Source organism: Paenibacillus sp. R14(2021) (genome assembly GCF_019431355.1).
Lineage (GTDB): Bacteria > Bacillota > Bacilli > Paenibacillales > Paenibacillaceae > Paenibacillus_Z.
The window spans coordinates 5,582,170-5,607,286 of the sequence record NZ_CP080269.1 but is presented as its reverse complement, the minus strand read 5'-3'; the positions used below and the strand labels follow the sequence as shown (position 1 = coordinate 5,607,286).

Here is a 25,117-nt window from a genome sequence, read left to right as displayed (position 1 = left end):
GAAAGGAAATGAAACCAACTATGGAAACTGCTGCTTATAATGGTTTGCAATCTGTGATCTGGAAGGGAATACACCTGGACCTGCTCGACCAGCGGCTGCTGCCCGAAGAAATCGTCTACCTGCCTCTCGTATCCGCACAGGATGTCTGGGAAGCGATTCGCCACTTGAAGGTACGCGGAGCTCCTGCTATCGGCATTGCCGCTGCCTATGGCGTCGTTCTGGGCAGCCGCGACGCGTCCGATAAGCCGGCATGGCTTCAAGCGGTCCAAGCGTCCGCGGCGCATCTAGCCACCTCGCGCCCTACCGCAGTCAATCTGTTCTGGGCGCTTGATCGCATGAATGCCCGCGCTGCCGTGCTCGCTGAAGGCGATTCGGATATTAACGCCTGCCAAGAAGCGCTGCTTCAGGAAGCAATTACGATCCAGAGCGAGGACGAGGAAACGAACCGCATGATCGGCGAGCATTCACTGACGCTCTTCAAGGAAGATATGGGCGTGCTTACGCACTGCAACGCTGGCGGACTTGCCACAGCCAAATACGGCACGGCGCTTGCTCCCTTCTATCTGGCGCAGGAGCAGGGCATGAAGCTGCGTGTGTTCGCGGATGAGACCCGTCCCGTGCTGCAAGGCGCGAGATTGACGGCCTTCGAGCTGCAGCAAGCCGGTGTCGACGTGACGCTGATCTGCGATAACATGGCCGGCATGGTCATGAGCAAAGGCTGGGTCGACGCCGTTATCGTCGGCACGGACCGCGTTGCGGCGAATGGGGATGTCGCCAACAAAATCGGCACCTACAGCGTTGCCGTTCTCGCCAAGGCGCACGGCATCCCGTTCTATGTGGCTTGTCCATTGTCGACCATTGACCTCAACACGCCGAACGGCGATGAGATTCCGATCGAAGAGCGGAACGCAGAGGAAATTACGGAAGGCTTCGGCAAGCGTACGGCTCCTGTCGGCGTGAAGGTCTTCAATCCTGCATTCGACGTAACGCCGAATGAATACGTGACGGCGATTATTACGGAGAAAGGCATCATTCGCCCTCCGTTCGATGTCAACCTCAAAGCCTTGTTCGAATAAATAATACGGCAGCCGCGCTCATGATTATCATGCGCCGGCTGCCTTCTTTTTGCCTCATCCGATCTGAGCTGCAATCTATACCATCAAGAGAAGCGCATCCGCGCCTTTCATGCCTACCGTAATACCGAGCGCTTCCGCTTCACTCGTAATGGATTCAAGCGGCGCTGCCATCAGTTCATCCAGCGTTCTTACGCCGACTGCCCGGCCGGCAATAATGCCGCGATCCTTCAATCGCTCGTTCAGAAGAGCGACATCAAGCGCCCCGCACATGATATAGCCTCGATCCGTCGCAACGGCGAGCAAGGTCGTCTTCGGCAGCAGCACTTCAACCCCGAGCGCCGTACTGCCGTCTGCCAGTATTATTGGAACCATTCGCATCATCCGAAACACCTCCTCCCACAATGAACCGCTCCGACATGCTCGAATGCAAATTCTTATTCACTATATGCGGGCCGGCATTGCGAAGTGTTGGCAGATTCGACAGTCTAAAGCAAATAAGCGACATTAGGACTACATTTCTTAGTCCTTAAGTGATATGATGGATGTACTTTAAGAAGTCATGGAGTGGCGAAATGAACAAAGCGAATAAGGAAAATAGTCAACCAACCGCCCACTTGTTTACTGTCGATATTCTTATAGAGAACGACACCAACCCAAGAGCTATGGAGCAGCTGCTCCGAGTGCTGAACGAGGCTGGTTTTGCCGACTTCCGGATAAAGTCCGGAATAGAGATGGGCCGTATTATCGAATCACTAGAAGATAACGCTTTCATTTGCGAAAAGCCTGTGAACCATGAACCAGCGCGCTTTCAACAGCCGGACAAGCAGCCCTCTGAACCCGCTGCCTCCCCGCCGGCCGGTCATGCCGTGGATCTCACTTTCATTACGGATCGCATTAAAATGTTCATCGCAGAAAACCGGCTGACCCGGCTGACGGTAAACAAAGGCTTTGGAGTTAAGCTGAATATTCCTTGCCGTATCATTAATTTGGACGAAACGACTCAAATCCTGACCGTCTACCATGTGGACGAGAAGCAGGTCTATGCATTTACCCTATACGAAATCGACGATTTCGTATAACAGGCATGATATAGCTGGCTTCGCATATCAATAGAGGCTCCAGAATCCTTCAAGCACGCTTGCGGATTCTGGAGCCTCTTGCAATTAGTTGTTGTTCTTCGCCTTCCAAATCGAATACGCGGCAAGCGCCCATGCTACGATAAACGCGAGCCCGCCGAACGGGGTAATAATGCCAAGATGCTTAATCCCGGACAAGCTTAGCGCGTACAAACTGCCCGAAAACAAGAAAATGCCCAGATGCATCAGACGCGCCGCCCAGCGGATGCTGCCTTCTTTGCCAACCCGGTCTGCGGCAAGCGCGATAAGCAGAAGTCCGATGGCATGATACATATGGTACCTGACACCCGTTTCAAAAACGTTCAGCATCTCTGCCGTTAATTTGTCCTTAAGTCCATGAGCGCCGAACGCGCCTAATGCCACGGCCAGCAAGGCATGAATCGCGCCGTATGCGCCATATTTGTTAAACATCTCTTATCCATCCTTTCCAATGACTGTAAAATGCGTTAGAATGTACGGTAGCAAACGAACCATAAAAAGGGGATGATAGCTATGAGCGAGCAACAGACGATCGAAAATGAGTTTTCGCAGCAGCACCATTACAATCTCGAACCGTTCCGCGAAGAGGAACCGAAGAAAACCCATACGAAATTGGGCATCACAGCATTTATTCTTGGACTCGTCAGCATAATCGTTTTTATCATCGCTATCGTCGTCGCAACATCATTTATTATGAACCACATTCCGTCTGACGGCAACTCTAACTCCTTTCGTCTTCAACTTGAGGACGAATGGAATGATACGGCTGCAATCATGCCGATCCTAATTGCCGGCGTGCTTATGATCGGCTCCTGCGCGGTCAGCATCACCGGCCTGATACTTGGCATTATCGGCATCTGTTCCAGAAACAAACGCAAGACGTTCTCGATCCTTGGCATCGTGCTGAATGCACTGCTTCCCATCGGATTTATCGGCTTGCTTATACTTGGACTCGCCCTTGGCAGCGGGTCTGTGTAATACGGTAAAAATCGAAGAGACTGCGCAGCCGCAGTCTCTTTTCTTATGTCTCGATGCAGAATTTCATTCATAGGTGACTCTCCAAATAGCAGCCCCGTCACACCTGCCCGGTACTATGAAAAGTTGGTACTAGGTGCAGCCGTCAGAATGGCTATACTTGAGAGTAAGAACGCAGAAAGAGGTGCAGCAAATGAGCAGAAAATGGCTGCAGCAGGAAGGTCCGGAATGGACACGTAAAGGCATCATCTCGCAAGATCAGCTTGGGCAGCTCCTTGCTTATTATCCCGAGAGGAAACGGGCGGCCGGGTTAATTCCGCTGCTCGGCAGCATGCTTGTCGGTCTCGGTATTCTTAGTTTCATCGCCGCCAATTGGGGCGATATTTCACAGCTGATGCGGCTCATCCTGATCGGCATCATGATTGCCGGTTTCTATGCAGCAGGCGAAACGTTCCGCCGCAAAAATCACGAGAAGCTAGGCATCGGTCTGATCGGCCTTGGACTGCTCTCGTTTGGCGCGGGCATTATTCTCGTGGGTCAAATGTTCCATCTGCAGGCTTACGACATTACTTCGTTCACCGTATGGGGCTGCGCGGGCCTGGTCCTCACGTATTTGGTGCCGAGCCGTTATCTCTTTCTAATCACGCTGCTGATCTTCACTTGCTCGCAGTGGTATAACGCGACGGAATTCAACGATTTCAGCTTCGTATCCTTCGGCCTCATGACGATCGGCCTCGGATTCTATTGGCTGCGGCGCCAAGATACGCTTCTCGCATGGCTGCTTGCGGCCAGCTTCACGATTCAATGCCTCCTTCTTGTGAACGTCATGGAATGGTCATTCACATGGTTCTTCATTCCCGTCTGGCTGCTGTACGCCGTATTCGACTGGTCGAAGGCACGCAGATCCATCTATCCGTTTCAAGCGATTCCGCTGATTGCTTCCTTCCTGCACAGCCTGTTTATCGTCTTGTTCTGGCATGATGGCAGCGACTCTACGTTTCTGAAGAATCTGGCTGCCGAGCCGCTGTGGTTCAGCCTGGCGCTTGCCGCACTGTTTCTCTTGTCTCTGCTTGGCAAAGCCCGCTCTAACCGGCTGATGTCGAGTCCGGATTGGCTGCTAGCCATTCCGTTCTTCTACCTGCCGCATGGCGCTGATGCCGCGTATCTGCTGGCACTGTTCGTCTTCTCGCTGTACCTGCTCTGGCGCGGCTATGCCGAGGAATGGCCTGTCAAAATCAATCTCGGCACATTGTTGTTCCTGACCAGCACGATGTCCGCATACGGTAAGCTGGCATGGGATTTCATGGACAAATCGATCTTCTTCATCCTGGGCGGCGTCATTCTCCTTGCCCTAGGATGGTTCTTGAACCGTCGAAAGAAACAATTCCTTGCGGAGATCAAAGAGGAGGACGACCCTCATGCGTAAATCGGAATTAAGGCCGCGGCGCGGCAGCTGGCTCGGTATCCTCGTCGCACTGCAGCTGCTTTTTCTCGCCGGTATCGTTTTGTTCCATTATTCCGCGCTCTGGGTAGGCAAAGATATTCGCTTGCAAACGGTCCCCGTCGACCCGCGCGACCAGCTCTACGGCGATTACGTGCAGTTGAACTACCAAATCAACAGCGTTGAGCAAACCAAATGGAAGTCTGCCTCCCCCGAGCCGAAGCGAGGCGGCAGCGTATACGTACGGCTTGCGGAGAATCGCTCGACGAAGACGTATGAGGTTACCGGCGTCTATGACCGCAAACCTTCCCGCTCGGCAGGGGAAGTCGTCCTGAAAGGCCGCGTGCAATATATGGATTCGGACCGCATCCGGATTACGTACGGTCTGGAACAGTATTATGTCCAAGAGAACACCGGCAAGTCCCTTGAGCAGCGCGCAGGGAACCTGATTGTTCATATTAAGGCTGCTCCGTGGGGCAGTGCGGTCATCGACAGCATCGAGCCGTAGACGTTTTGCTTCACATAACCGCCCGAGACTTGAATAGAATGAATAACAACATGCTCATTCGGTTTGGGAGGTGTCTCACGCATGACAGACGACAATGGAACGTTGTATACCGTATCGCGCGAAGACTGGTCGCTGCACCGGAAAGGCCATCAGGATCAAGCCAGACACCAGCAGAAGGTCCGTGAAGCCATCAAGCAAAACCTGCCTGATCTCGTGTCCGAAGAGAATATCATTATGTCAGACGGGAAACACGTCATTAAAGTGCCGATTCGCAGTCTCGATGAATTTCGGTTCGTTTATAATTTCAACAAAAACAAGCATGTCGGCCAAGGCGACGGCGACAGCCAAGTCGGCGACGTGCTCGGCGTAGATCCCGCTTCCGCCCAGAAGGGCGGCAAAGGCGAGAATGCGGGCGACCAGCCGGGAGAAGACATCGTCGAGGCGGAGATCAGCCTCGCCGAGCTGGAATCGATGCTCTTCGAGGAGCTGGAGCTCCCTTTCCTTAAGCAGAAGGACCGCGATCAATTGGAATCGAAGGAAATCCGGTTCAACGATATCCGCAAGAAAGGCATCATGTCCAACATCGACAAGAAGCGCACGATTCTGGAGAATCTGAAGCGCAACGCAACACAGGGCAGCCCTGGTATACACGGCATCTCGCCGGATGATCTGCGCTACAAGACTTGGGAAGAAATCGTGAAGCCGCAATCCAACGCAGTCATTCTAGCGATGATGGACACGAGCGGCAGTATGGGCAGCTTCGAGAAGTACGTTGCCCGCAGCTTCTTCTTCTGGATGACGCGCTTCCTCAGGCATCAATACGAGCATGTGGAAATCGTATTCATCGCGCATCATACCGAGGCCAAAGAGGTGACCGAGGAAGAGTTCTTCACCCGCGGCGAAAGCGGCGGCACGATCTGCTCGTCGGCGTACATCAAGGCACTGGATATCATCGATACCCGCTACCCGCCTTCCATGTATAATATCTATCCGTTTCACTTCTCGGACGGCGATAATCTTACGAGTGACAACGAGCGCTGCGTCAAGCTGATCGGCGAGCTGCTGAAACGCGCCAATCTGTTTGGCTACGGCGAGGTCAATCAGTATAACCGCTCCAGTACGCTCATGTCCGCCTATAAGCACATTAACCTGCCGAACTTCATGCATTATGTCATTAAGGAAAAAGGAGAAGTGTACAACGCGCTGAAATCCTTCTTCCGCAAACGGGAAATGGCCGTGTAAACACGCTAAGAAGCCTCCGCAGCCACCTTGGGATCGATGGCTGCGGAGGCTTCTATGTTTATGAGCTGGGACGCAGCATGCCAGGCTCTCCGTAGTTATTCCTGTTGTACAAGACAAAGGCGGCGAAGCCGACCAGGCCAAAGCAGCCCGCAGCGATAAGAATAGAAGCAAGCGGAATAACGTCCGACAAATACGTACTGAGCAGAGGCCCGATCGTGCCGCGGACGCCGAAGAGCATAAAGTGGAGCCCGACGACGACCGCCTCGCGCCCTGGCGCCATTCGAAACATATACGCGAGAAACCCGATGTCCCAAATAGCGTCGCCTATGCCTTGAATACCGCTTCCGATTAAGACGGCGCTGTAATTGCCGAGAAGCGCGTAGCATAGCGGAACGATCGTAAATGCAGCAAGTCCGAAAGCAATGGTGTGCTTCGCCGAGAGCTTGTCAATGATCCTCCCTGTCAAATAGAAAGAGAAGAGCAGACACAGATAATAAACGACGCGCGCAATACCGATCTGCGTATTGGTCAGCTCCAGCCGGTCCACCTGAATAATGCTGTACAGCGGCACGGCCACGATATTACCGAAGCCGGTGCAGGTGCATGCTAGGAAAAACACCGCAAGCTCCCGATGCTGCTTAATCAGCTGGAGCTGCTCGCGAAACGCAAATCGTTTCGAGCCCTGCAGCTTCGGCGTCGCTGCCTTGCGTCCCTTCACAAGCGCGAACACTAGAATGGACAGCATGCCGGTGACCGCCGCGAATAGGAGTGATCCGGACGGGCCTGAGGCATCGATCCATTTGCCGATTCCGTAAGCCACTGGAATCATGAGTGCGCCCATCGCCACCCTCGTATTCCCCATCAGCTTGCCGCGATGCTCAGGCGGGTACATGCGGATGACAAGCGATGCATAGGCAGGCGCTTGAATGCCCATCAGCAGATGAAAGCATAATGCGGCAGCGACATAAGCAAGAGGAACGCCATAGAATGCCGGTAAAATGATTAATGCGCGCCCGATCAGATTCGGAATCGTAACGAATGGCTTGGGATCGGAGCGTTCAATAAAGCCTGCCCACAAGGGAGAGAACAGCAGCCCGACCGCCGGGGCGGCAGACAACAATCCAACCTGCATGTTGGATGCCCCCTGCTGAATGGCCATCGGGATATAGAACTGGTTGAAAACGACGTTGAAAAAGCTGAATAATACGGAAGCGCCGACATCGCAGCGAAAATTATGCCAAGCGCGGGGTCCGAGACTCAGCTTGACTGAAGCCAGGGTGGATTTGAACGACATCATGATGGATATATGCCCTCTCCGCAGGAAGCTTTTTCCTAAGTATAGCACGGAGAGAAGCTCGCTTTACGCGTATTTACCATTTTGACAAATTTGCTTGAAAGAGGGCATAATGTACGTTGAGAGATTTGCAGTACGTGTTTCGAAAGGACGGATTTCCGTATGCCTGCGTGGTCGTTCAGACGGCTTTTTCAGATGAAGCCTTTTATTTTTTTTACCCTTATCCTCGTCATTAAAAGCACGCTTGCCTACTTGGTTATTTTCGATGGCGGACCGTCTTGGACCCTGCTCGTCACGGAGCTGCCCTTCTTCTGGCTGCTGTTCTGCTTGATCGAATGGTTCGCCACGAAGCGAAAGCTCATGCTCTATGTCATCGTTAACTTGCTCGTAACCGCCATATTATTCGCTGTCATTATGTATTACAAATATTTCGGCATTATCGTGACCTACCATGCGCTGGAGCAGGTCAATCAGGTAACCGCAGTGAAGAGCAGCGTATTCTCGCTGCTGGATCCCTATTACTTGTTTATTTTCCTCGATATTATTGTTCTGTTTGTTCTATTATTCAAACGAAGGGGAGCCGTTCACTGGAATCAAGTCAGTCAGCTGCCGCTGAACAAAGCAGTCATTACCTTCATATTCATCGTATCCCTCGCGCTCTGCCTGTTCAATATTCTGCCGAATCGGGCCAGTATGAACGAGCTTATCAAAGCCGAGGATATGGGGATCTTGAATTACGAGGTTTATACGATTTTCGCGGATCAAGAGGCTCCCCCGATTCCCATGAAGGATATCTCGCAGCAGGTCATCGATGAAGCGAAAGGCACTCATGATCCGGTCTCTCCGAGCTACTGGAAGACAGCCGAAGGCAAAAACTTGATTATCGTGCAGATGGAGTCCTTCCAGAACTTCTTGATCGGGCTTACGATTGACGGCCAGGAAATTACGCCGAACATGAACAAGCTGGCTAAGGAGAACTTGTATTTCTCGAATTTCTACCAGCAGGTGGGACAAGGCAACACGTCGGACGCGGAGTTCGTCGTGAACACCTCCTTCTACACGCCCCCGAACGGAGCTGCGACCGTGGTCTACACGGACCGTGCGCTGCCCAGCCTGCCGAAGCTGCTAAGCGCGAAAGGCTATCAAACCGCTACGTTCCATACGAACTTTGTGGAGTTCTGGAACCGTGCCGATTTGTATAAGTCCATCGGGTTTGACAAGTATTACGACCAGCATTTCTTCGGTCAAGACGATATGGTGTTCTTCGGTCCATCCGATGAAGTATTGTACGCCAAGGCGGCTGCGCAGCTGGACGAAATGAAGAAATCCGGCAAGCCTTTCTACGCCCAGCTCATTTCCATGTCGTCACATCACCCGTTTACGATTCCGAAAGACAAATTCAAGCTCAAGCTTCCCGCGCGATACGAAGGCACGTTCGTCGGCGACTATATACGCGCGCAGAACTACGCGGATTACGCGCTTGGCCTCTTCATCGAGGATCTCAAGAAACGCGGTATCTGGGACAACAGCGTATTTGTCACCTACGGCGATCATCTTGGACTGCCGATCTACTCGCTGGATGCGGACGACAAAGCGCTTATGAAGGAAATCTACGGCCACGAATACGGGAATACGGATATGATTAATATTCCGCTTATTATTGCTTCGCCTGGCATGAAGGAGCCCATGGAGCTGAAACAAGCGGGTGCCCAGTCCGACATCATGCCAACGGTCGCGAACTTGCTTGGCGTCTCGCTCAAGGAACATATTCACTTCGGACAGGACTTGCTCAATCAGACGACTAATATTTTGCCTGAACGCTATTACCTGCCTTCCGGATCGCTTCTTACTGATCATGAGCTGTTCATTCCAGGAACAGCCTACAAGGACGGGACGCATTACCCGCTGCATGGTGATGCCGCCCCGGGAAGCTCGACGACAGAAGACCAGTATAACCGCGCGCTGAAACTGCTCCAGCTCTCCGACAGCTACGTCAGCCAGCTGCCTCCGGTCCAAAAATGACGAAGAAGCACCTTAAGCTCAGGAACGCTCGCAGCGCTGCCTGTTCGTAAGGTGCTTTTTTTGGTGCTTCCGTACGCTATGGATCTAAGAGCCGGTGCCAATAAGCGGAAATTGGATGATGCAGACCGTTCCCTGCCCTCGCTTGCTGTTAAATGTAATTTGTCCGTTCATGACCCGTACCAAGCTGACAACGACCATTAAACCAAGCCCTGTTCCCTTCTCCTTGGTCGTAAAGAAAGGCAGCCCGATTCGCTTCAGCTGCACGCTGCTCATGCCCATGCCAGTGTCCGCGATTTCAATGCAAAGCCGGTTGTCCTCCACCTTGGTCCCGATGGATAAAATGCCTCCCGCAGGCATGGCCTCGATTGCGTTCTTCATAAGATTAAGCAGACATTGCTGCAGCTTCTTCGGTTCTCCCAGGATGAAGACGTGCGGTTGATGATGACTGATCTTGATCTCAACGCTCGACATGACAGAGAGCGGCGATATCCACGGTAGGAGCGACTCGATCTCAGCCTGAACATCGATCGGTCTAGCTTCCTCCACCTCAGGTTTGGCATAGTTCAATAAGTCGGTAATGATCGCATTCGCGTGCTCCACGCCTTCGAATGCATGCATTCGGTAGAGCTCAATCGCATCCGGATCCAAATTCGGTTTCCCCATCATTTGCAGAAAACCTCTGGTCGTCGTGAGCGGATTGCGAATTTCATGCGATATCGATGCGGCAAGCTGTCCAATCATATGATATTTTTCCGCGCTATAAAGCTCTTCCTGCAGCTTCTCTTGATTCTTTACTTTGTAATGGGTGTAAATGATAAGTGCTGCCGACAGAATGGTACCCAGTGTAATGACGAGCAGCCTCTCCCGCTCCAACACGCTCCCGTTATAATAGGCGACCCCAGTATAGAGCGCCATATGAACAATTACGAACAGGAGCGATTTCAATGTAATTGTTCTGAATCCGCTGGTCCGATAAGAATTGTAGTGATAGTGCAAGCCAATTGCGAGCAGCGTGGAATTGCTTACGATATTCGCCGCCGGATCCGTGTGCGCGATAAGAATGCCGCAGATGACGAACGCGGCCCATGTGATCATGCCTGTCACCCAGCCTTCGAATACCGCAGCCAGCATAATGCCAATCGGCATCAAATGGAGCGCATACACCCATGTCTCAATGGATTCGAGTACCAAATAGCATATCGAAAACAAGACAAAGATCGCCAGGTATAAAGCTTTCCGAAGACCTGCTTTAAACACCGCCTTCGGCATGACGACAAAGAAAAGCAGGCAAGCGCTTAATATGTAAAGCAATTCATGGAACTCATACGAAAGTATCGCAAGCATAGCTGCAAAATCCGACTCCTCTAGTCAGCAAGATGTCTTTAAATAGGTAAAATTATCTATTTTTGCATACCGCTATCATAACACAGCGGTTCTTGCGGCGAATATATTTATTTGATTAGATTACTAGTATTCACCACGTTGAATTAGGCTGGACAAGCAGCGAAATTTGCTCTGTCGGCGACATATCGTTTGACGCCCTCCCATACATATAGCTATGGAACACAATTCGCGTTACAAGGGGGAAACGAACTTGCACCAGGATGAGATCAAGGCGCTCGAACGAGCCATTGACGAAATCACGGAAATTGCAAAGGGATTCGGTCTCGATTTCTACCCGATGCGGTACGAAATCTGTCCAGCCGACATTATTTATACATTCGGAGCTTACGGAATGCCGACTCGCTTCAGCCACTGGAGCTTTGGCAAAACCTTTAATAAGATGAAGATGCAGTACGATTTTGGCCTCAGCAAGATTTACGAGCTTGTCATTAACTCCAACCCATGCTACGCCTTCCTGCTTGACGGCAACTCCCTCATCCAAAACAAGCTGATCGTCGCCCACGTGCTCGCCCACTGCGATTTCTTTAAGAACAACGCCCGCTTCAGCGCCTCCAACCGGAATATGGTGGAGAGCATGTCGGCCACCGCCGAGCGGGTCAGCCAATACGAAATGGAATACGGTATCGATGCAGTTGAACAGTTCATCGACGCCGTATTGGCCATCCAAGAGCATGTGGACTCTACCATCATACGCCCTTATAAGCTCGACAAATCGCAATATATCGAGCTGCTCAGCAAGGAGAACTTAAGCAGCAAGCCGAATCGCCCTTCCCAGTACGATGATTTGTGGACGCTGGACGAGGAGGAACAGGCTGCGATCGCTGAGCGTGCAGCGAAGTCGCAGGCCGACGTGAAGAAATTCCCCCCTCAGCCGGAAAAGGATCTGATCTGGTTCATTGAAGAGTATTCGCCGAATCTCCAGGATTGGCAGCGCGACATCATGTCCATGCTGCGCGATGAAATGCTGTATTTCTGGCCGCAAATCGAAACGAAGATCATGAACGAAGGCTGGGCTTCGTACTGGCATCAGCGCATCATCCGGGAGCTTGATCTTACCAGCGAAGAGACAATCGAGTTCGCTCACTTAAATTCGTCCGTCGTGCAGCCTTCAAGGCATTCGCTTAACCCTTACTACCTCGGGCTTAAAATCTTCGAAGATATCGAGCGGCGCTGGGATAACCCGACGAAGGAAGAACAGGAGCGATTCGGCCGCAAGCCAGGGCTTGGACGCGAGAAGATGTTCGAGGTGCGCGAGTTCGACTCTGACATCTCCTTCCTTCGCAATTATATGACGAAGAAGCTCGTAGGCGATCTAGACCTCTACGTCTTCGAGAAGAAAGGCGCGGAGTGGAAAATTACCGATAAGGCATGGGAATCGGTCCGCGACCAGCTCGTCGTCTCGCGCGTCAATGGCGGATTTCCGAGCATCGTCGTGACAGATGGAGACTTTAATCGCGTGGGGGAATTGTTTCTGTTCCATAAGTACGAGGGTGTCGAGCTCGATTTGAAATACGTGGAGCGGACATTGCCGCATGTCGTGCAGCTGTGGGGCAAGACCGTTCATTTGGAAACGATCGTCGAGGATAAGCGGATCGTATTCAGCTGCGACGGGAAGAAAACGAGCCGGAAGTTCATCTAATGCGTCAAGTGCCAGAAATGCAACAAGGCGGCTGCACAGGCACGGTTTCGTGTCTGCTCAGCCGCCTTATTGCACCTTCCCTTGCTTCTCTTATACGATGCACGGCAACTTAATCCTCGACTTTCTTCACATCGACCGTCACGGTCAGATCCGCATCGCTTGTCCCCATATAAACACCCTTCACGGGAACGATATCCTTGTAATCCCTGCCATGTCCCAGCTTGACGTACCGCTCTCCGACAAGGGCGTTGTTCGTCGGATCGAATCCGCTCCACCCCATCCCCGGCACGTAAGCCTCCACCCAAGCATGGGAAGCCTGTTCGAAATCCGCACTGCCGCCCTGCAGATCTCCGACAAAATGATACCCGCTCACATAGCGTGCCGGCACGCCCTTCGCCCGGCATGCCGCAATCATGAGATGGGCAAAATCTTGACACACGCCGCGGCGTCTGCGCAGCATGTCGCCGGCGATCGTATGCACGTTGGTCGCTTCGGGATCATACACGAATTCGCTCTGAATGCGATTGCTCACCGCAAGGAGCCAGCCATACACGCCAAGCTGCTCTTCCCCGGTCTTGCCATGGGCCGGCGTTTCCGCGAAAGCCGCAACCTCAGGGGTGATGCCGGTATAATCAGTAGGCAGCAAAAATTCAGCAAAACGGTTCGCGGCTTTATCGCAGGCCAGCCATTCCCAAGCATCCTTAGGAGCCATACCTTCCTTGCCGCTCGACGGCTTGACCGCCTCCCGGGTCACGACCGTCATCTGCGAGCGGATCGTCAGCTTCCGATGCTGACGGTTGACGGAGAACACATGCACCCGATTACCGAAATAATCGTCATAGCTGAACAGCGGCGCGTTCGGCTCCACCGAGATGGAATGCTGGTAACAGGACTGTTGATCGTTCGTAAACGGGGTCAAGCGCAGCTCATTGACACTGTCCGATACCGGCCCCGAGTAGGAATAATGCGTCGTGTGCGAGATGCTTAGCTTCATGCGCTGACCTCCCCGAATCGAAAAAAGGTTTGCGCAAACGCAGCTCCCAGCTGCCCGGCCGCCTGCAGCAAATGGCCGGTGACCTTCCCTTCGGGATCCATCTGAAGATCTTCCCGCTCCAGACAAGCGAGCTCCGCCTTCAGCTTGACGACTTGGCGGATAATCCGGTCATGTGCGGAACGCAGCTGCTTCTCCTGCAGCTCGATCCCCCGTAAATGCGCATCAAGCTCGTGCAGAGAGAAATGTACGGAACGCGGAAATACTTCATTCAGCACCAGAAACTCGATGATCGCATCCGGGGATACGCCGTCCGCGTAGTAACGGCGGAAGGTTTGGTAGCCGCTGACCGAGCGGAGCACCGCCTGGAGATAAGGGTAGATCTCGAAGTTGTCCCCTTCTTCCGATGGACTCAACGATCGCGTCATGATGGCTGACTGCATGATCCGCAGCGTATTCTCCGTTCGCTCCAGATACCGGCCGCACTCGATAAAATGCCACTCGTTCTCACGCGGCATAACGGATTGGGTGATGCCGTGAAACAGCGAGGTCCACTCCTTAATCCGGGAGAAAAACTGATGCGGGGACTCGTGTGTCAAGTCGCCAGCCTGCTTCTCCCGCAGCCATAAATAAAAGCCGTTGGTTACGTCCCACAGCTCGCTCGGCAGCTTCTCCCGCAGCGTTCGCACATTATCCCGGGCGTGATTGACACAGGTGACGAGGGAATTCGCATTGTCACGGTCCAGCGTTATATAATGGACAACATCCTGTTCCGTGTATGAGCCGTACTGCTGCTCGTACGACGAGCGGCTGCCAAGCGCATCAACGATGCGGCCCCATTTGCACAGCGTTTGCTTTATTGTACCGCCGTCGCTCCGCGGAATCGCAAGCGTATCCTCAGCTTGTAGATGAAAGTGAACATCGATCAGCCGGGCGTGGTTCTCCGCACGCTCCATATACCGGCCGATCCAAAATAAAGCCTCCGCATTGCGATTAAGCATCCTTCATCCCTCCATCCATGATACTTACCGACTGAGCACCCATGTATCCTTAACGCCGCCGCCCTGCGAAGAATTGACGACAAGCGAGCCCTCCTGCAGCGCCACACGGGTAAGCCCGCCCGGAATGACATGCATTTGCGAACCGCCCATGAGAACAAACACCCGCAAATCGATATGCCGCGGCTGCATGGCTCCGCCCAGCATGACCGGCGCCCGTGACAGCTTCATCGTCGTCTGCGCGATATAACGGCTTGGATCGCGCCTGATTGCATCTGCGAAAGTATGGATCTCCTTTTGAGAAGCGGCAGGCCCGATCAGCATGCCGTAGCCCCCGGAGAGCGAGGTTTCTTTGACAACGAGCTGATCCAGATTCGCCAAGGCATACTCGCGATCTTCTTTTCGCGCAAGCACGTAAGTCGGCACATTGTCTAAGATCGGCTCTTCGCCCGAGTAGTAACGGATCATATCCGGCACATACGCATAGACCGCCTTATCGTCCGCAACGCCTGTCCCCGGCGCATTGGCAATAGCTATGTTGCCTGCCCGGTATGCATTCATAAGACCGGGCACGCCAAGCAGCGAGTCGCTCTGGAACGCAAGCGGATCCAAATACTCGTCGTCCAGCCGCCGGTAAATGACATCGACCTGGCGCAGCCCGCGCAAATCGCGCAAGTAGATTTTGTGATCCTTGTATACTAAATCTCTGCCCTCGACCAAGTGAATGCCCATCTGCTGCGCGAGGAAGGCATGCTCGAAGTAAGCGGAATTATACGCGCCAGGCGTCAACAGGACGATGAGCGGATCTCGTTTGCCGGAAGGGGCGAGGCTGCGAAGCGAGCTGAGGAAGATATTCAGGCTGCGTTCGATGTCGGCCACGGCGCTGGACAAGTATAGTTCAGAGAACAATTCACTCATCAAGCTTCTGCCTTTGTACAAGTAAGAAAAGCCCGAAGGCGTGCGGAGATTGTCCTCCAGCACAAAATAACGGCCCTTCTCGTCTCTTATTAAATCTATGCCCGACGCCGTCATATAGACGTTTTGCGGGACATGCAGCCCAGCCATTTCGGGACGGAAATAGGTATTGCCGATAATCATGCTCCTTGGAATAATCCCATCTTTCACAATCGCCTGTTCGTGATAAATATCCCGGATGAAGGCATTCAGCGCCTTCACGCGCTGCTTCATGCCGCGCTCGATGCTCTCCCATTCATGCCTCGGGATGATGCGGGGAATATAATCGAAGGGGATCGTTCGTTCCAGCGGTTCGGACTGATCTTGGGCGTAGAGGGTAAACGTAATGCCTTCTTCCAGCATGCGCTGCTGCATTGTTGCATGCCGGGCAGCGAGCTCCGGCGGCTTCATGCGGGCGAACGTTCGATGAACACCTTCGTAGTGCATCCGTACGGTAAGGTCTTTGTCGAACATTTCATCGTAAAACGACTGAGAATCGTAAAAATTGAATTGAGATTGCATCGCCATCGACATGTCTACCGCCTCCAAAGCCATCAGTTGTAACTTATGCGTCATATTTTGTTACATTCAATAGTTCTTATGAAGTAAAATCTTGGGTTATGTTACCTAAATCATACTCAATTCAGAATTGAGTGTCAACTTATATAACGCAAGAAAAGGCCGTTCTGACGCGGCCTTTCCCGATTTTGAGCTCAGCTTTCAACCGATTGCGCTTACATTCTTCTTCCCGATTTAGGCTGCTGCATAAGATGTCTTTGCCGACTCGCATTCGCGTACCGTTAGATGCTGTGCCTTTGCCGCATTCGCCGCCGATACCGTCGCGTAGAGTTCCTCCTGTTCGACGTCAGCTCCGCTGAAATATACTTTGCGCTGAATCGGATCATACCGCTCCGCTGCGTTCATATTCACCAGCGCATTCCGGTCCAGCCGCTGAAAGCCATAGCTGCCGAACACGCGGTCAAGCTGTCCCATCGTAATCGGATACCTGTACACCTTCCCATCCTTCGCCAAAAATTCCGGTCCCTTCGCTGTCGGTGAAATTAGGCAGATAGTATCCACCGGAATCCAGACGGGTTCCCCCTTCTTGTTCAGAAGCAGCAGCATATCCAACACTCCTCAAGATAGAATAAGAACTTATGTTCCTATTCTATCACAAGCCTTCATGAAAATACAAAACACGGCAGAAGACCGCAGCACGCATATTTTTCGCATGCTGCGGCCGTTTCCCCGCGCGATTCGTCAGCGATTCAGCAGGCTGCCCACGTAACGCAGCAGCTCATTGGCGCATACCGGGCAGTAGCTGTGCTCGTCGATCAATCGCTTCGTCACTTCATTGATGCGTTTCAGCTGTCTCTCATCCGGCGTCTTGGTGGACGTCGTAATCTTGACGATATCCTTCAAGTCCGTAAACAATTTCTTCTCGATCGCCTCGCGAAGGCGTTCGTGGCTGTAATAGTCGAATTTCTTGCCTTTGCGCGAGTAGGAAGAGATCCGAATCAGAATTTCCTCTCGGAATGCCTTCTTCGCGTTCTCGGATACGCCGATTTGCTCTTCGATGGAACGCATGAGGCGTTCATCAGGATCCATTTCCTCGCCGGTCAACGGATCTTTGATCTTCGACCAATTGCAGTACGATTCGATATTGTCGAGGTAGTTCTCGAACAAGGTTCGGGCAGACTCCTCATAGGAGTATACGAAGGCTTTTTGTATCTCCTTTTTCGCCAGTGTATCGTATTCCTTCCTTGCGATGGAGATGAAATTCAAATACCGCTCGCGTTCTTCCTTGGTGATCGAAGGATGCTGATCCAGCCCTTCTTTCAGAGCGCGCAGCACATCGAGCGCATTGATGCACTGGAGATCCTGCTTGATTAACGCGCTGGAGATCCGGTTGATGACATAACGGGGATCGATGCCCGACATGCCCTCTTCGATATACTCGCTCTGCATTTCTTTCAGGTCGGCTTCTTTGTAGCCTTCCACTTCCTCGCCATCGTACATGCGCATTTTTTTGACGAGATCCATGCCCTGTTTCTTCGTTTCCTTCAATCGCGTCAGGATGGAGAAGATGGCCGCCGAACGGAGCGCATGCGGCGCGATATGAATGTGCTTCATATCGCTCTGGCCGATCAATTTCATATAAATCTTCTCTTCTTCCGACACCTTCAAGTTGTACGGGACCGGCATGACTATCATCCGGGACTGCAGCGCCTCGTTCTTCTTGTTGGCGATAAACGATTTGTACTCGGTTTCGTTGGTATGCGCAATGATGAGCTCATCCGCCGAAATAAGTGCGAATCGGCCGGCTTTGAAATTTCCTTCCTGTGTCAGCGAGAGCAGATTCCACAGAAACTTCTCGTCGCATTTGAGCATCTCTTGGAATTCCATTAGGCCGCGGTTTGCTTTATTCAGCTCGCCGTCGAAGCGGTAAGCTCTCGGATCGGATTCCGATCCGAACTCGGTTATAGTGGAGAAGTCGATGCTGCCCGTCAAATCGGCAATATCCTGCGACTTCGGATCAGACGGACTGAATGTACCTATACCAATGCGGTTCTCTTCCGATACAAGCACACGTTCAACCTGAACATTTTCAATGTTGCCGCCGAATTCCGATTTCAACCTCATTTGGCACGACGGGCACAAATTGCCTTCGATACGGACGCCAAGCTCCCGTTCTGCTTCAGGCCGAAGCTCATTCGGGATAAGATGAAGCGGCTCCTCGTGCATCGGGCAGCCCTTGATCGCGTAGACCGCTCCTTTCGATGTGCGGGAGAATTGCTCCAGGCCTCGCTTGAGCATCGTCACGATCGTGGATTTGCCTCCGCTGACCGGCCCCATCAGAAGCAAAATCCGTTTCCTCACATCAAGACGCCGAGCTGCTGAATGAAAATACTCCTCTACCAATTTCTCAACGGCACGATCCAAGCCGAATATTTCTTGTTCGAAAAACTTGTATTTCTTCGTCGCAGCGCCCTCATCCACCACCCCAAACGACTCGATCATTTCATAGACACGAGCATGCGCAGTCATGGCTGGAGTTGGATCCTGTTTCAGCAGCTCAATGTAGTCCTTGAAGGACCCCTGCCAAGCCAGTTTTTCACTTTCCGCCTTGTACTCCGAAATTCGTTTCAAAATATCCATGCCGTACCCTCCTCTCGTCCATCCCGGTGTTCCTGCCTGTGTCATGCGGGTCTTCATCTATCCCACCATCTAAAGCTGCCCGGCATTTTTTATTGAAGTAATACAATCCTATGCGCTTTCGTTAGGGAAGTTGCCCTATATTTTAAACAAGATTCCAACAAAATTCGCCTTTGGAGCGGCCTGCATTCACAATTAGAAGAAATATTGAAAGCCAAACAGCCGGTCCTGCCGTCCCTGAAGTACGGCTCAAACCCAGCATTGGTAACGCTTTCGCCGCTTGGAAATTACAATGTCGAACCCGTCGCCGTTTCGACTCCGTTCTGCAAACGAGCCTTGAAGAAATGTATCACACGCGTTGTCATCCCAATTTAAGCTGAGGGACCCGCGGGAATATGATATAATCGCCACAGCAACGCTGCCGAAGAGAGGAGCGCCGGAAATTGGCCGTCAAACATGAAACCGAGCTGTACAAGCCTCTTAAAGCGTATTTCGAAAATCAAGGCTACGAGGTCAAAAGCGAAATCATGCATTGTGATCTCGTTGCCATCCATCCCGAAACGGGAGATACCCTTCTCGTAGAAATGAAAAAAACCTTCAATCTGGCGCTGCTGCTGCAAGGCGTTGAACGACTGCGGCTGAACGGCAGCGTTATCCTCGCCGTAGAACGCAATCGCAAGAAAGGCGGCTCGCACAACCAGCGCTTCGGCGACCTGACAGAGCTCTGCCGGATGCTTGGCCTTGGACTGATGACAGTCACCTTCTTCAAGACGAAAGCGCCCATGCTCGAAATGCTGTGCCAGCCTGGCGATCCGCCAGTCCGCGGCCAGCGGCGCACGCGGCAAGCGCGGCTGCTGACCGAATTTCGGGAGCGCAGCGGCGACTACAACACGGGCGGCAGCAACAATCGCAAGCTAGTTACCGCTTACCGGGAAAAGGCGCTTCGCATCGCCTGGTCGCTCAGTCAATACGGCAGCCTCGCGCCCCGATCGATCGCGGAATATACGGACGTGCAGCGAGCAGCCGACATCTTGCAAAAGGATTATTACGGCTGGTTCTTGCGGGTCAAGCGCGGCCTATATAGTCTAAAGCCCGAAGGAGAAGCTGCCGTCAAGCAGCATGGAGATATATTGGCGAACTGGCATCAGAAGCGAAGCTTGGCTTCGGCCAGCAGCGATAGACAACAACTTAAAGGAGACAACGCCCATGAGTGAGCCTAATCGTTCTAAAACCATTGGCAGCATCGCGGACTTTCAAGCGTTTCCCGCTCAGGTCAACGTGGACGAGCAGCCGTACTATATCGTCGAAGCTCCGCGTAAGGAAGATGAGCCGCAGCGCTACAATCTGATTTCGGCGATATGCCCGCATGTTGGCGGCATGGTGAGGCCGCATAAGAATGAGCTTGTCTGCCCGCTTCATTATTGGTGCTTCGATATCGCGACAGGCATATCCACCAACGTTCCCGGCGAAGAACTGGTATGCAAGCCTCTCGAAATCCAAGACGGACAGTTCATGCTCAGCCTCTGATTTTCCCGCAAATAAAAAAAGACCGAATTTGAACGAAACGTTCGAATTCGGTCTTCATCATTATGAATGAGTAAAACTAACAGCGGGCCAGGAATTCGTTCAATGCTTCGGCAAACCGGGCAATACCTGTCGCCATGCGCTCACCCGTCGTGAACGTGAAATTAAGACGAGCCGTATTGCGCTGCGGTTCGGCAGCATAGAACGCCGCGCCAGGCACGAAGGCTACGTTCTTCGTTACCGCACTGCGCAGCAGCGCCGCGGCGTCAAGACCCTCAGGAAGCTCCAGCCAGAGGAACATGCCGCCCTTCGGCTGCTCCCATTTGACATCGCTCCAGCCCTGCGCCTTCAGCAGGCGCTGCATTTGCTGCATCCGATCACCATACGCGCCGCGGATGGTTCCAATATGCGCATCGAGATCATAATGCCGCAGCAACTGATCCAGTGTCTGCTGATCCAGCGTACTGGAATGCAAGTCGGCCGCTTGCTTCGCTTTTGCCATCATTGAAATCACGCTGCTGCTGCCCATCGCCCAACCGGTACGAAGCGCCGGCGCCACGGTTTTGGAAAACGTGCTCGTATAGAGAACATTGCCGCCGTCCGCCTTATCTTCAAGGGCAAACAGCGTTGGGTAATCTTCGGTCTCGTCAAACTTGATATCGCCGTATGGGTCATCCTCAAGAATAGCAATCCCGTAACGGTGGCTCAGATCGAGCAAGCCTCTGCGGCGCTCTTCGCTCCATACTCGTGCGGTCGGGTTGCCGAAGGTAGGCACGACATAGATCAGCTTCGGCTGCAGCTGCTTGATCAAGCGTTCCGCTTCCGAAATAATCATGCCGTCGTTATCGCTTGCAACCGGCACGATGCGAAGTCCGCTTAAGTTAAATACCTGAAGGCTGGCCAAATACGTCGGATTCTCGACAAGCACCACGTCCCCAGGTTCCATGAGCACGCGGGTAATGAGATCAATTGCTTGCTGCGAGCCCGTCGTCATGATCATCTCATGCGGCTCAACGTGCATATTTTTCTTGGCCATGCGGCCGCACAGCTGTTCACGAAGCGGCAGGTAGCCTTCCGTAAGTCCATATTGCAGCGTGTTGTTCCCGGATTTAAATACACGCTCCGCTGCGTCTCTTACAGCTTCAAGCGGGAACAGCTCCTCTGCAGGAAGACCGCCTGCGAACGAAATAATTTCCTTCCCCTGCGTTAGCTTTAAAATATCCCGAACAGCCGACGATTGCAGCCGCTCCACGTTGCTCGAAAACCGAAATTCCACCTATAGCCCCTCCTAAGTCCCTTTACATTCATTTTACGCGCATTACGGGATAGGAGCAACTAGTTGAGGTGACAAGAGTCGATTTTCACTTGCATAATTCGCCAATCTAAGCATGTGCGGAGATTTCTGCGTTTATGCAGACGCTGCATAATTACTTACCCCCGTAACAAGTTGTTCACATCTTTAATCGTTTTCTTTTTTGAACGGGTTGGGTATAATGAGGAGAGTGTTTACGAAGTCAAGCCGTATTGCCGGCACCATAGGGGGTATAAGGAATGACCATTAAATTTCTAATCGTCCTAACGGTTTTCGTCTTGTTCCTCATTGCAATGATGACCGCGTCATACAATGATGACAAAACAAAAGGCATGTAAAACCATTTATTAAAAAGAAGCTTTCAGCGACTGTTTACGACAGCTGCCGAAAGCTTCTTTTTAGTTTTCGCGATTGTTTGCATCAAGACTAGCGGCGCAGGCCGGACATTTCCGTTATGCAAGTCGCGCATAGGTAGCGTTCTTTAAATTCGCGTACGTCGTCAAGACCACCGCAAAACACGCAGCGCGGACGATAACGTTCCAAAATGATATGGTCGCCTTGTACCAAGATTTCGACAGGATCGCCTTCATTCATTTGGTACCTCTTACGCAGCGATTTGGGAAGGACTATACGCCCTAGTTGGTCCACTTTACGTACAACACCAGCCGGTTTCACAATTATACATCTCCTGTAGTCGCATTTTGTAAGCTATCATGGGGTGACAGTTTTGCATCCTACATAAGGTTCGATAATTGTGCTTATATTCCTGCAATTTTTTATATTTGCTTAATATCGTGCAACAATATTCACCATCTTACCGGCCGCTTCATGCCAAGCCCGGAAATCCAAGCTGCCGGAACGCTTCAAATACGACAATTGCCGCGGAGTTCGACAAATTCAGCGATCTGACCTTATCCGTCATCGGAATGCGGATGCAGGTGTCCGGATAAGCATCCAATATATGCTGTGGAAGCCCTTTCGTCTCTTTGCCGAACACGAAGAAATCGCCGTCCCTGTAGCTCTGCTCCGAATAAACCTTGGAATTACGCGTGCTGGCGCAGAAAAACCTGGCATCCGGATAAAGCTCCTGAAGCTCCTCGAAGGAATCATGATAACGTACGTCTACGGCATGCCAATAATCGAGTCCGGCGCGTTTAAGCGTCTTGTCATCCGTCTGGAACCCAAGCGGACGCACCAAATGAAGAATGGTCCCCGTTGCCGCGCAGGTGCGCGCAATATTGCCCGTATTTGCCGGTATTTCCGGCTCGACAAGCACGATATGAAATGCCATTTTATTCAAACTCCTCATCATTTTTTACATAGCTTTTACGCTAGCTTAATCTACTGCGAAAAATTGAGCTTCATAATAGTCCTATAATTGCACGAAAAGGAGATCATAAACGATGAAGAAAAAAATATTAATCGTCGATGACGAGCCTTCCATCTCCATGCTGCTGGAGTTTAATTTGAAGCTAGCCGGCTATGAAGTCCGCTGCGCGCAGGATGGCGAGGCCGTATTCGACCTCTTGAAGCCGTTTCGTCCCGACCTCATCGTTCTAGATCTCATGCTTCCCAAAATGGATGGTATTCAAGTATGCCGCGAACTTCGCAAACAAAATAACGCTGTACCGATTATCATGCTGACTGCGCTTCAAGATGTCACGGACAAGATTGCAGGACTTGACAACGGTGCCGACGATTATATGACCAAGCCCTTCTCTCCGCAGGAGCTGCTCTCGCGGATTCAAGCCATCTTCCGCAGAACGCAAGCACTGCCAGGCGCACGGGAAGCCGTCGTTCATGAAGTCGGACGCTTGTCGGTTCTGGCCGAGCAGCGTGAAGTCCAGATTGACGGTAAACCGGTTGAGCTGACGCCTAAGGAATTTGAGCTCTTACTCTTCCTTTGCCGCCATCGCGGTAAAGTGCTGAGCCGCCAGCAGCTGCTGCATGGCGTGTGGGACTACCACTTCCTCGGCGATACGCGCATCGTCGATGTGCACATCAGCCATTTGCGCGACAAAATCGAAAAAAATGCTCGCACGCCGGAATATATTATGACCGTCCGGAATGTAGGCTATAAACTGTCCGGTCCCGGTAGCAGCGCAAGCACGGCAGATTCCTCGCTTGCTTAATGCTTCACACAGAAGACCGCCGTCCTCTGGAAGATCAGAGGACGGCGGTCTTCTATTTTACGCGAGGATGAAAGTTTCAGCTGAGAAACCGGCTTGATTTAGCCGTTCCGCTTCTGGAAATCTGCCATAAATTCAGCAAGTGCCTTACAGCTTTCTAACGGTACCGCGTTATAAGTCGAAGCGCGCAAACCGCCTACGCTGCGATGGCCCTTCAAGCCGACAAACCCCTGCAGCTCAGATTCCTTCACGAATTGCTTCTCCAGCTCCTCCGATCCCAAACGGAATGTAATGTTCATCAAGGAACGGCTGTCTGCATCAGCGAAGCCGCGGTAGAAGCCGCCGCTTTGATCAATCGTATCGTAGATCAGTTTGGTTTTGTCGCGGTTGTATTGCTCTATCGCTGCGACGCCGCCCTTCGCCTGCACCCATTTCAGCATGAGGCCAACCAGATAGACCGCGAAGGAAGGAGGCGTATTATACAAGGAATTGTTCTTCACATGCGTATCATAGCGAAGCATGGTCGGAATCGTCTTCGGGCTGTCAGAAACGAGATCCTCACGCGCAATAACGATCGTTACGCCGGATGGTCCTAGGTTCTTCTGCGCACCGGCATAAATCAGGCCGAATTGGCTGACGTCGACCGGACGGCTGAGGATATCGCTCGACATGTCGCCGATTAGCGTCACATTGCCCGTCTTCGGGAATGCTTGGAACTGCGTTCCCTCGATCGTCTCATTCGACGTAATATGCAGGTAGGCTGCATTTGCCGGAATTTGAATGTCGCTTAGCGACGGAATGCGGTTGAATTTATGCGCCTCGGAGGTCGCGGCGATCGCCGTTTCGCCAAACAGCTTCGCTTCTTTGTATGCCTTCTCGGCCCAGCTGCCGGTATGAACGAAGGATGCCACTTTGCCCGGCGTCAACAGATTCATCGGAATCATGGCAAACTGCGTGCTCGCTCCGCCTTGGAGAAACAAAATTTTGTAGCTGCCCGGAATGTCGAACAGCTCACGGAGAAGAGATTGCGCGCCGTCGTTTACTTCTTCAAATATACTGCTGCGGTGCGACATCTCCATAATCGACATGCCTGCACCCGCGTAATCAATAAATTCCTGTTGTGCCTGCTGAAGCACTTCCAGCGGCAGCGCTGCCGGTCCGGCATTAAAATTAAACGCACGATTCGTCACTGACTCTCACTCCACTCTTGAATTTGCTTATGAGTATGATAGCAATTTTAACGCCATGCATCAAGTGAAAAAAGTCGAACAAAATTGAAACTTTACTTGAATAATATTCGGATTTTACACAAAATAAAAACGAGCTCTCCGAAGACA

Annotated in this window: 24 protein-coding genes; 11 read left to right on the top strand and 13 right to left on the bottom strand. The window is 52.2% G+C overall.

Annotation, left to right across the window (positions count from 1 at the left end; genetic code table 11):
• Positions 1-20: 20 nt before the first annotated feature.
• Complete coding sequence (gene mtnA, locus KXU80_RS26000; protein ID WP_219835977.1) at positions 21-1,076, top strand: S-methyl-5-thioribose-1-phosphate isomerase; 1,056 nt, start codon at positions 21-23, stop codon at positions 1,074-1,076.
• Between the two features lie 75 nt (positions 1,077-1,151).
• On the opposite strand, the gene KXU80_RS25995 is transcribed toward mtnA, so the two are convergent.
• The gene (locus KXU80_RS25995) at positions 1,152-1,457 is read right to left on the bottom strand and encodes a YunC family protein (RefSeq protein ID WP_219835976.1); all 306 of its coding nucleotides are present in this window, start codon (positions 1,455-1,457) and stop codon (positions 1,152-1,154) included.
• A 191-nt stretch (positions 1,458-1,648) separates the two neighbouring features.
• Between KXU80_RS25995 and KXU80_RS25990 the strand changes: the two genes are divergently transcribed.
• A complete protein-coding gene (locus tag KXU80_RS25990) occupies positions 1,649-2,155 on the top strand; it encodes a hypothetical protein (protein ID WP_219835975.1) in 507 nt (168 codons plus the stop codon).
• Positions 2,156-2,239: 84 nt separating this feature from the next.
• Here KXU80_RS25990 and KXU80_RS25985 read toward each other — a convergent pair whose 3' ends face one another.
• The gene (locus KXU80_RS25985; RefSeq protein WP_219835974.1) at positions 2,240-2,623 is read right to left on the bottom strand and encodes a DUF423 domain-containing protein; all 384 of its coding nucleotides are present in this window, start codon (positions 2,621-2,623) and stop codon (positions 2,240-2,242) included.
• Between the two features lie 81 nt (positions 2,624-2,704).
• Between KXU80_RS25985 and KXU80_RS25980 the strand changes: the two genes are divergently transcribed.
• From KXU80_RS25980 to yhbH, 4 genes are all read left to right on the top strand, one after another.
• Entirely contained in the window at positions 2,705-3,169 is a 465-nt protein-coding gene (locus KXU80_RS25980; RefSeq protein WP_219835973.1) for a hypothetical protein, read from the top strand.
• A 190-nt stretch (positions 3,170-3,359) separates the two neighbouring features.
• Positions 3,360-4,592 carry a DUF2157 domain-containing protein gene (locus KXU80_RS25975; protein ID WP_219835972.1) on the top strand — a complete coding sequence of 411 codons (1,233 nt, stop codon included), beginning with the start codon at positions 3,360-3,362 and terminating at the stop codon, positions 4,590-4,592.
• Positions 4,585-5,115, top strand: coding sequence for a GDYXXLXY domain-containing protein (locus tag KXU80_RS25970; RefSeq protein WP_219835971.1), 531 nt, complete (start codon positions 4,585-4,587; stop codon positions 5,113-5,115). The genes KXU80_RS25975 and KXU80_RS25970 overlap by 8 nt, the downstream gene beginning before the upstream one ends.
• 81 nt (positions 5,116-5,196) lie before the next feature.
• Positions 5,197-6,357 carry a sporulation protein YhbH gene (gene yhbH / locus KXU80_RS25965; RefSeq protein ID WP_219835970.1) on the top strand — a complete coding sequence of 387 codons (1,161 nt, stop codon included), beginning with the start codon at positions 5,197-5,199 and terminating at the stop codon, positions 6,355-6,357.
• A gap of 58 nt (positions 6,358-6,415) precedes the next feature.
• Here yhbH and KXU80_RS25960 read toward each other — a convergent pair whose 3' ends face one another.
• Positions 6,416-7,654, bottom strand: coding sequence for an MFS transporter (locus KXU80_RS25960; protein WP_258171158.1), 1,239 nt, complete (start codon positions 7,652-7,654; stop codon positions 6,416-6,418).
• A gap of 192 nt (positions 7,655-7,846) precedes the next feature.
• Here KXU80_RS25960 and KXU80_RS25955 point away from each other — a divergent pair, with 192 nt between their 5' ends.
• Entirely contained in the window at positions 7,847-9,673 is a 1,827-nt protein-coding gene (locus tag KXU80_RS25955; protein WP_374987728.1) for an LTA synthase family protein, read from the top strand.
• 84 nt (positions 9,674-9,757) lie between these two features.
• On the opposite strand, the gene KXU80_RS25950 is transcribed toward KXU80_RS25955, so the two are convergent.
• Positions 9,758-11,017: an ATP-binding protein gene (locus KXU80_RS25950; RefSeq protein ID WP_219835968.1), complete on the bottom strand. Its 1,260-nt coding sequence runs from the start codon at positions 11,015-11,017 to the stop codon at positions 9,758-9,760.
• Positions 11,018-11,267: 250 nt separating this feature from the next.
• Here KXU80_RS25950 and KXU80_RS25945 point away from each other — a divergent pair, with 250 nt between their 5' ends.
• On the top strand, positions 11,268-12,716 hold the full coding sequence (locus tag KXU80_RS25945) for a SpoVR family protein (protein ID WP_219835967.1): 1,449 nt from the start codon (positions 11,268-11,270) through the stop codon (positions 12,714-12,716).
• Positions 12,717-12,825: 109 nt separating this feature from the next.
• On the opposite strand, the gene KXU80_RS25940 is transcribed toward KXU80_RS25945, so the two are convergent.
• The 5 genes from KXU80_RS25940 to KXU80_RS25920 all read right to left on the bottom strand — a co-directional run bounded on the left by KXU80_RS25940 (position 12,826) and on the right by KXU80_RS25920 (position 18,818).
• Positions 12,826-13,710, bottom strand: coding sequence for a transglutaminase family protein (locus KXU80_RS25940; protein WP_219835966.1), 885 nt, complete (start codon positions 13,708-13,710; stop codon positions 12,826-12,828).
• Complete coding sequence (locus KXU80_RS25935; RefSeq protein WP_219835965.1) at positions 13,707-14,708, bottom strand: alpha-E domain-containing protein; 1,002 nt, start codon at positions 14,706-14,708, stop codon at positions 13,707-13,709. Before KXU80_RS25935 ends, KXU80_RS25940 begins: the two co-directional genes overlap by 4 nt.
• Before the next feature lie 24 nt (positions 14,709-14,732).
• Positions 14,733-16,193 (bottom strand): circularly permuted type 2 ATP-grasp protein, encoded by a 1,461-nt coding sequence (locus KXU80_RS25930; RefSeq protein WP_219835964.1) that lies wholly within the window; start codon positions 16,191-16,193, stop codon positions 14,733-14,735.
• Positions 16,194-16,412: 219 nt separating this feature from the next.
• Entirely contained in the window at positions 16,413-16,784 is a 372-nt protein-coding gene (locus KXU80_RS25925) for a LytTR family transcriptional regulator DNA-binding domain-containing protein (RefSeq protein ID WP_219835963.1), read from the bottom strand.
• A 135-nt stretch (positions 16,785-16,919) separates the two neighbouring features.
• Entirely contained in the window at positions 16,920-18,818 is a 1,899-nt protein-coding gene (locus tag KXU80_RS25920) for a PrkA family serine protein kinase (protein WP_219835962.1), read from the bottom strand.
• 440 nt (positions 18,819-19,258) lie between these two features.
• Between KXU80_RS25920 and KXU80_RS25915 the strand changes: the two genes are divergently transcribed.
• Together KXU80_RS25915 and KXU80_RS25910 are read left to right on the top strand one after the other, a co-directional pair.
• Entirely contained in the window at positions 19,259-20,029 is a 771-nt protein-coding gene (locus KXU80_RS25915) for a DUF2161 family putative PD-(D/E)XK-type phosphodiesterase (protein ID WP_219835961.1), read from the top strand.
• On the top strand, positions 20,022-20,342 hold the full coding sequence (locus tag KXU80_RS25910) for a Rieske (2Fe-2S) protein (protein WP_219835960.1): 321 nt from the start codon (positions 20,022-20,024) through the stop codon (positions 20,340-20,342). The genes KXU80_RS25915 and KXU80_RS25910 overlap by 8 nt, the downstream gene beginning before the upstream one ends.
• A gap of 76 nt (positions 20,343-20,418) precedes the next feature.
• On the opposite strand, the gene KXU80_RS25905 is transcribed toward KXU80_RS25910, so the two are convergent.
• From KXU80_RS25905 to trmL, 3 genes are all read right to left on the bottom strand, one after another.
• Entirely contained in the window at positions 20,419-21,615 is a 1,197-nt protein-coding gene (locus KXU80_RS25905) for an aminotransferase-like domain-containing protein (RefSeq protein ID WP_219835959.1), read from the bottom strand.
• Between the two features lie 462 nt (positions 21,616-22,077).
• A complete protein-coding gene (locus KXU80_RS25900) occupies positions 22,078-22,326 on the bottom strand; it encodes an AbrB/MazE/SpoVT family DNA-binding domain-containing protein (RefSeq protein ID WP_219835958.1) in 249 nt (82 codons plus the stop codon).
• A gap of 151 nt (positions 22,327-22,477) precedes the next feature.
• Positions 22,478-22,942, bottom strand: coding sequence for a tRNA (uridine(34)/cytosine(34)/5-carboxymethylaminomethyluridine(34)-2'-O)-methyltransferase TrmL (gene trmL, locus KXU80_RS25895; protein WP_219835957.1), 465 nt, complete (start codon positions 22,940-22,942; stop codon positions 22,478-22,480).
• Positions 22,943-23,054: 112 nt separating this feature from the next.
• On the opposite strand from trmL, the gene KXU80_RS25890 reads away from it, so the two are divergent.
• Positions 23,055-23,783, top strand: a complete 729-nt coding sequence (locus KXU80_RS25890) for a response regulator transcription factor (RefSeq protein ID WP_219835956.1) — start codon at positions 23,055-23,057, stop codon at positions 23,781-23,783.
• A gap of 98 nt (positions 23,784-23,881) precedes the next feature.
• Here KXU80_RS25890 and serC read toward each other — a convergent pair whose 3' ends face one another.
• The gene (gene serC / locus KXU80_RS25885; RefSeq protein ID WP_219835955.1) at positions 23,882-24,970 is read right to left on the bottom strand and encodes a 3-phosphoserine/phosphohydroxythreonine transaminase; all 1,089 of its coding nucleotides are present in this window, start codon (positions 24,968-24,970) and stop codon (positions 23,882-23,884) included.
• Positions 24,971-25,117: the final 147 nt, after the last annotated feature.

Bases quoted from the DNA above. Each gene is read 5' to 3' on its own strand.
- KXU80_RS25910 (WP_219835960.1), top strand. From the start codon at position 20,022: ATGAGTGAGCCTAATCGTTCTAAAACCATTGGCAGCATCGCGGACTTT.
- trmL (WP_219835957.1), bottom strand. From the start codon at position 22,942: ATGGCATTTCATATCGTGCTTGTCGAGCCGGAAATACCGGCAAATACG.
- KXU80_RS25935 (WP_219835965.1), bottom strand. From the start codon at position 14,708: ATGCTTAATCGCAATGCGGAGGCTTTATTTTGGATCGGCCGGTATATG.
- KXU80_RS25975 (WP_219835972.1), top strand. From the start codon at position 3,360: ATGAGCAGAAAATGGCTGCAGCAGGAAGGTCCGGAATGGACACGTAAA.
- KXU80_RS25930 (WP_219835964.1), bottom strand. From the start codon at position 16,193: ATGTCGATGGCGATGCAATCTCAATTCAATTTTTACGATTCTCAGTCG.
- KXU80_RS25990 (WP_219835975.1), top strand. From the start codon at position 1,649: ATGAACAAAGCGAATAAGGAAAATAGTCAACCAACCGCCCACTTGTTT.
- KXU80_RS25920 (WP_219835962.1), bottom strand. From the start codon at position 18,818: ATGGATATTTTGAAACGAATTTCGGAGTACAAGGCGGAAAGTGAAAAA.
- KXU80_RS25925 (WP_219835963.1), bottom strand. From the start codon at position 16,784: ATGCTGCTGCTTCTGAACAAGAAGGGGGAACCCGTCTGGATTCCGGTG.
- KXU80_RS25890 (WP_219835956.1), top strand. From the start codon at position 23,055: ATGAAGAAAAAAATATTAATCGTCGATGACGAGCCTTCCATCTCCATG.
- KXU80_RS25950 (WP_219835968.1), bottom strand. From the start codon at position 11,017: ATGCTTGCGATACTTTCGTATGAGTTCCATGAATTGCTTTACATATTA.
- KXU80_RS25980 (WP_219835973.1), top strand. From the start codon at position 2,705: ATGAGCGAGCAACAGACGATCGAAAATGAGTTTTCGCAGCAGCACCAT.
- KXU80_RS25985 (WP_219835974.1), bottom strand. From the start codon at position 2,623: ATGTTTAACAAATATGGCGCATACGGCGCGATTCATGCCTTGCTGGCC.
- KXU80_RS25940 (WP_219835966.1), bottom strand. From the start codon at position 13,710: ATGAAGCTAAGCATCTCGCACACGACGCATTATTCCTACTCGGGGCCG.
- mtnA (WP_219835977.1), top strand. From the start codon at position 21: ATGGAAACTGCTGCTTATAATGGTTTGCAATCTGTGATCTGGAAGGGA.
- KXU80_RS25970 (WP_219835971.1), top strand. From the start codon at position 4,585: ATGCGTAAATCGGAATTAAGGCCGCGGCGCGGCAGCTGGCTCGGTATC.
- yhbH (WP_219835970.1), top strand. From the start codon at position 5,197: ATGACAGACGACAATGGAACGTTGTATACCGTATCGCGCGAAGACTGG.
- KXU80_RS25995 (WP_219835976.1), bottom strand. From the start codon at position 1,457: ATGATGCGAATGGTTCCAATAATACTGGCAGACGGCAGTACGGCGCTC.
- KXU80_RS25955 (WP_374987728.1), top strand. From the start codon at position 7,847: ATGAAGCCTTTTATTTTTTTTACCCTTATCCTCGTCATTAAAAGCACG.
- KXU80_RS25960 (WP_258171158.1), bottom strand. From the start codon at position 7,654: ATGATGTCGTTCAAATCCACCCTGGCTTCAGTCAAGCTGAGTCTCGGA.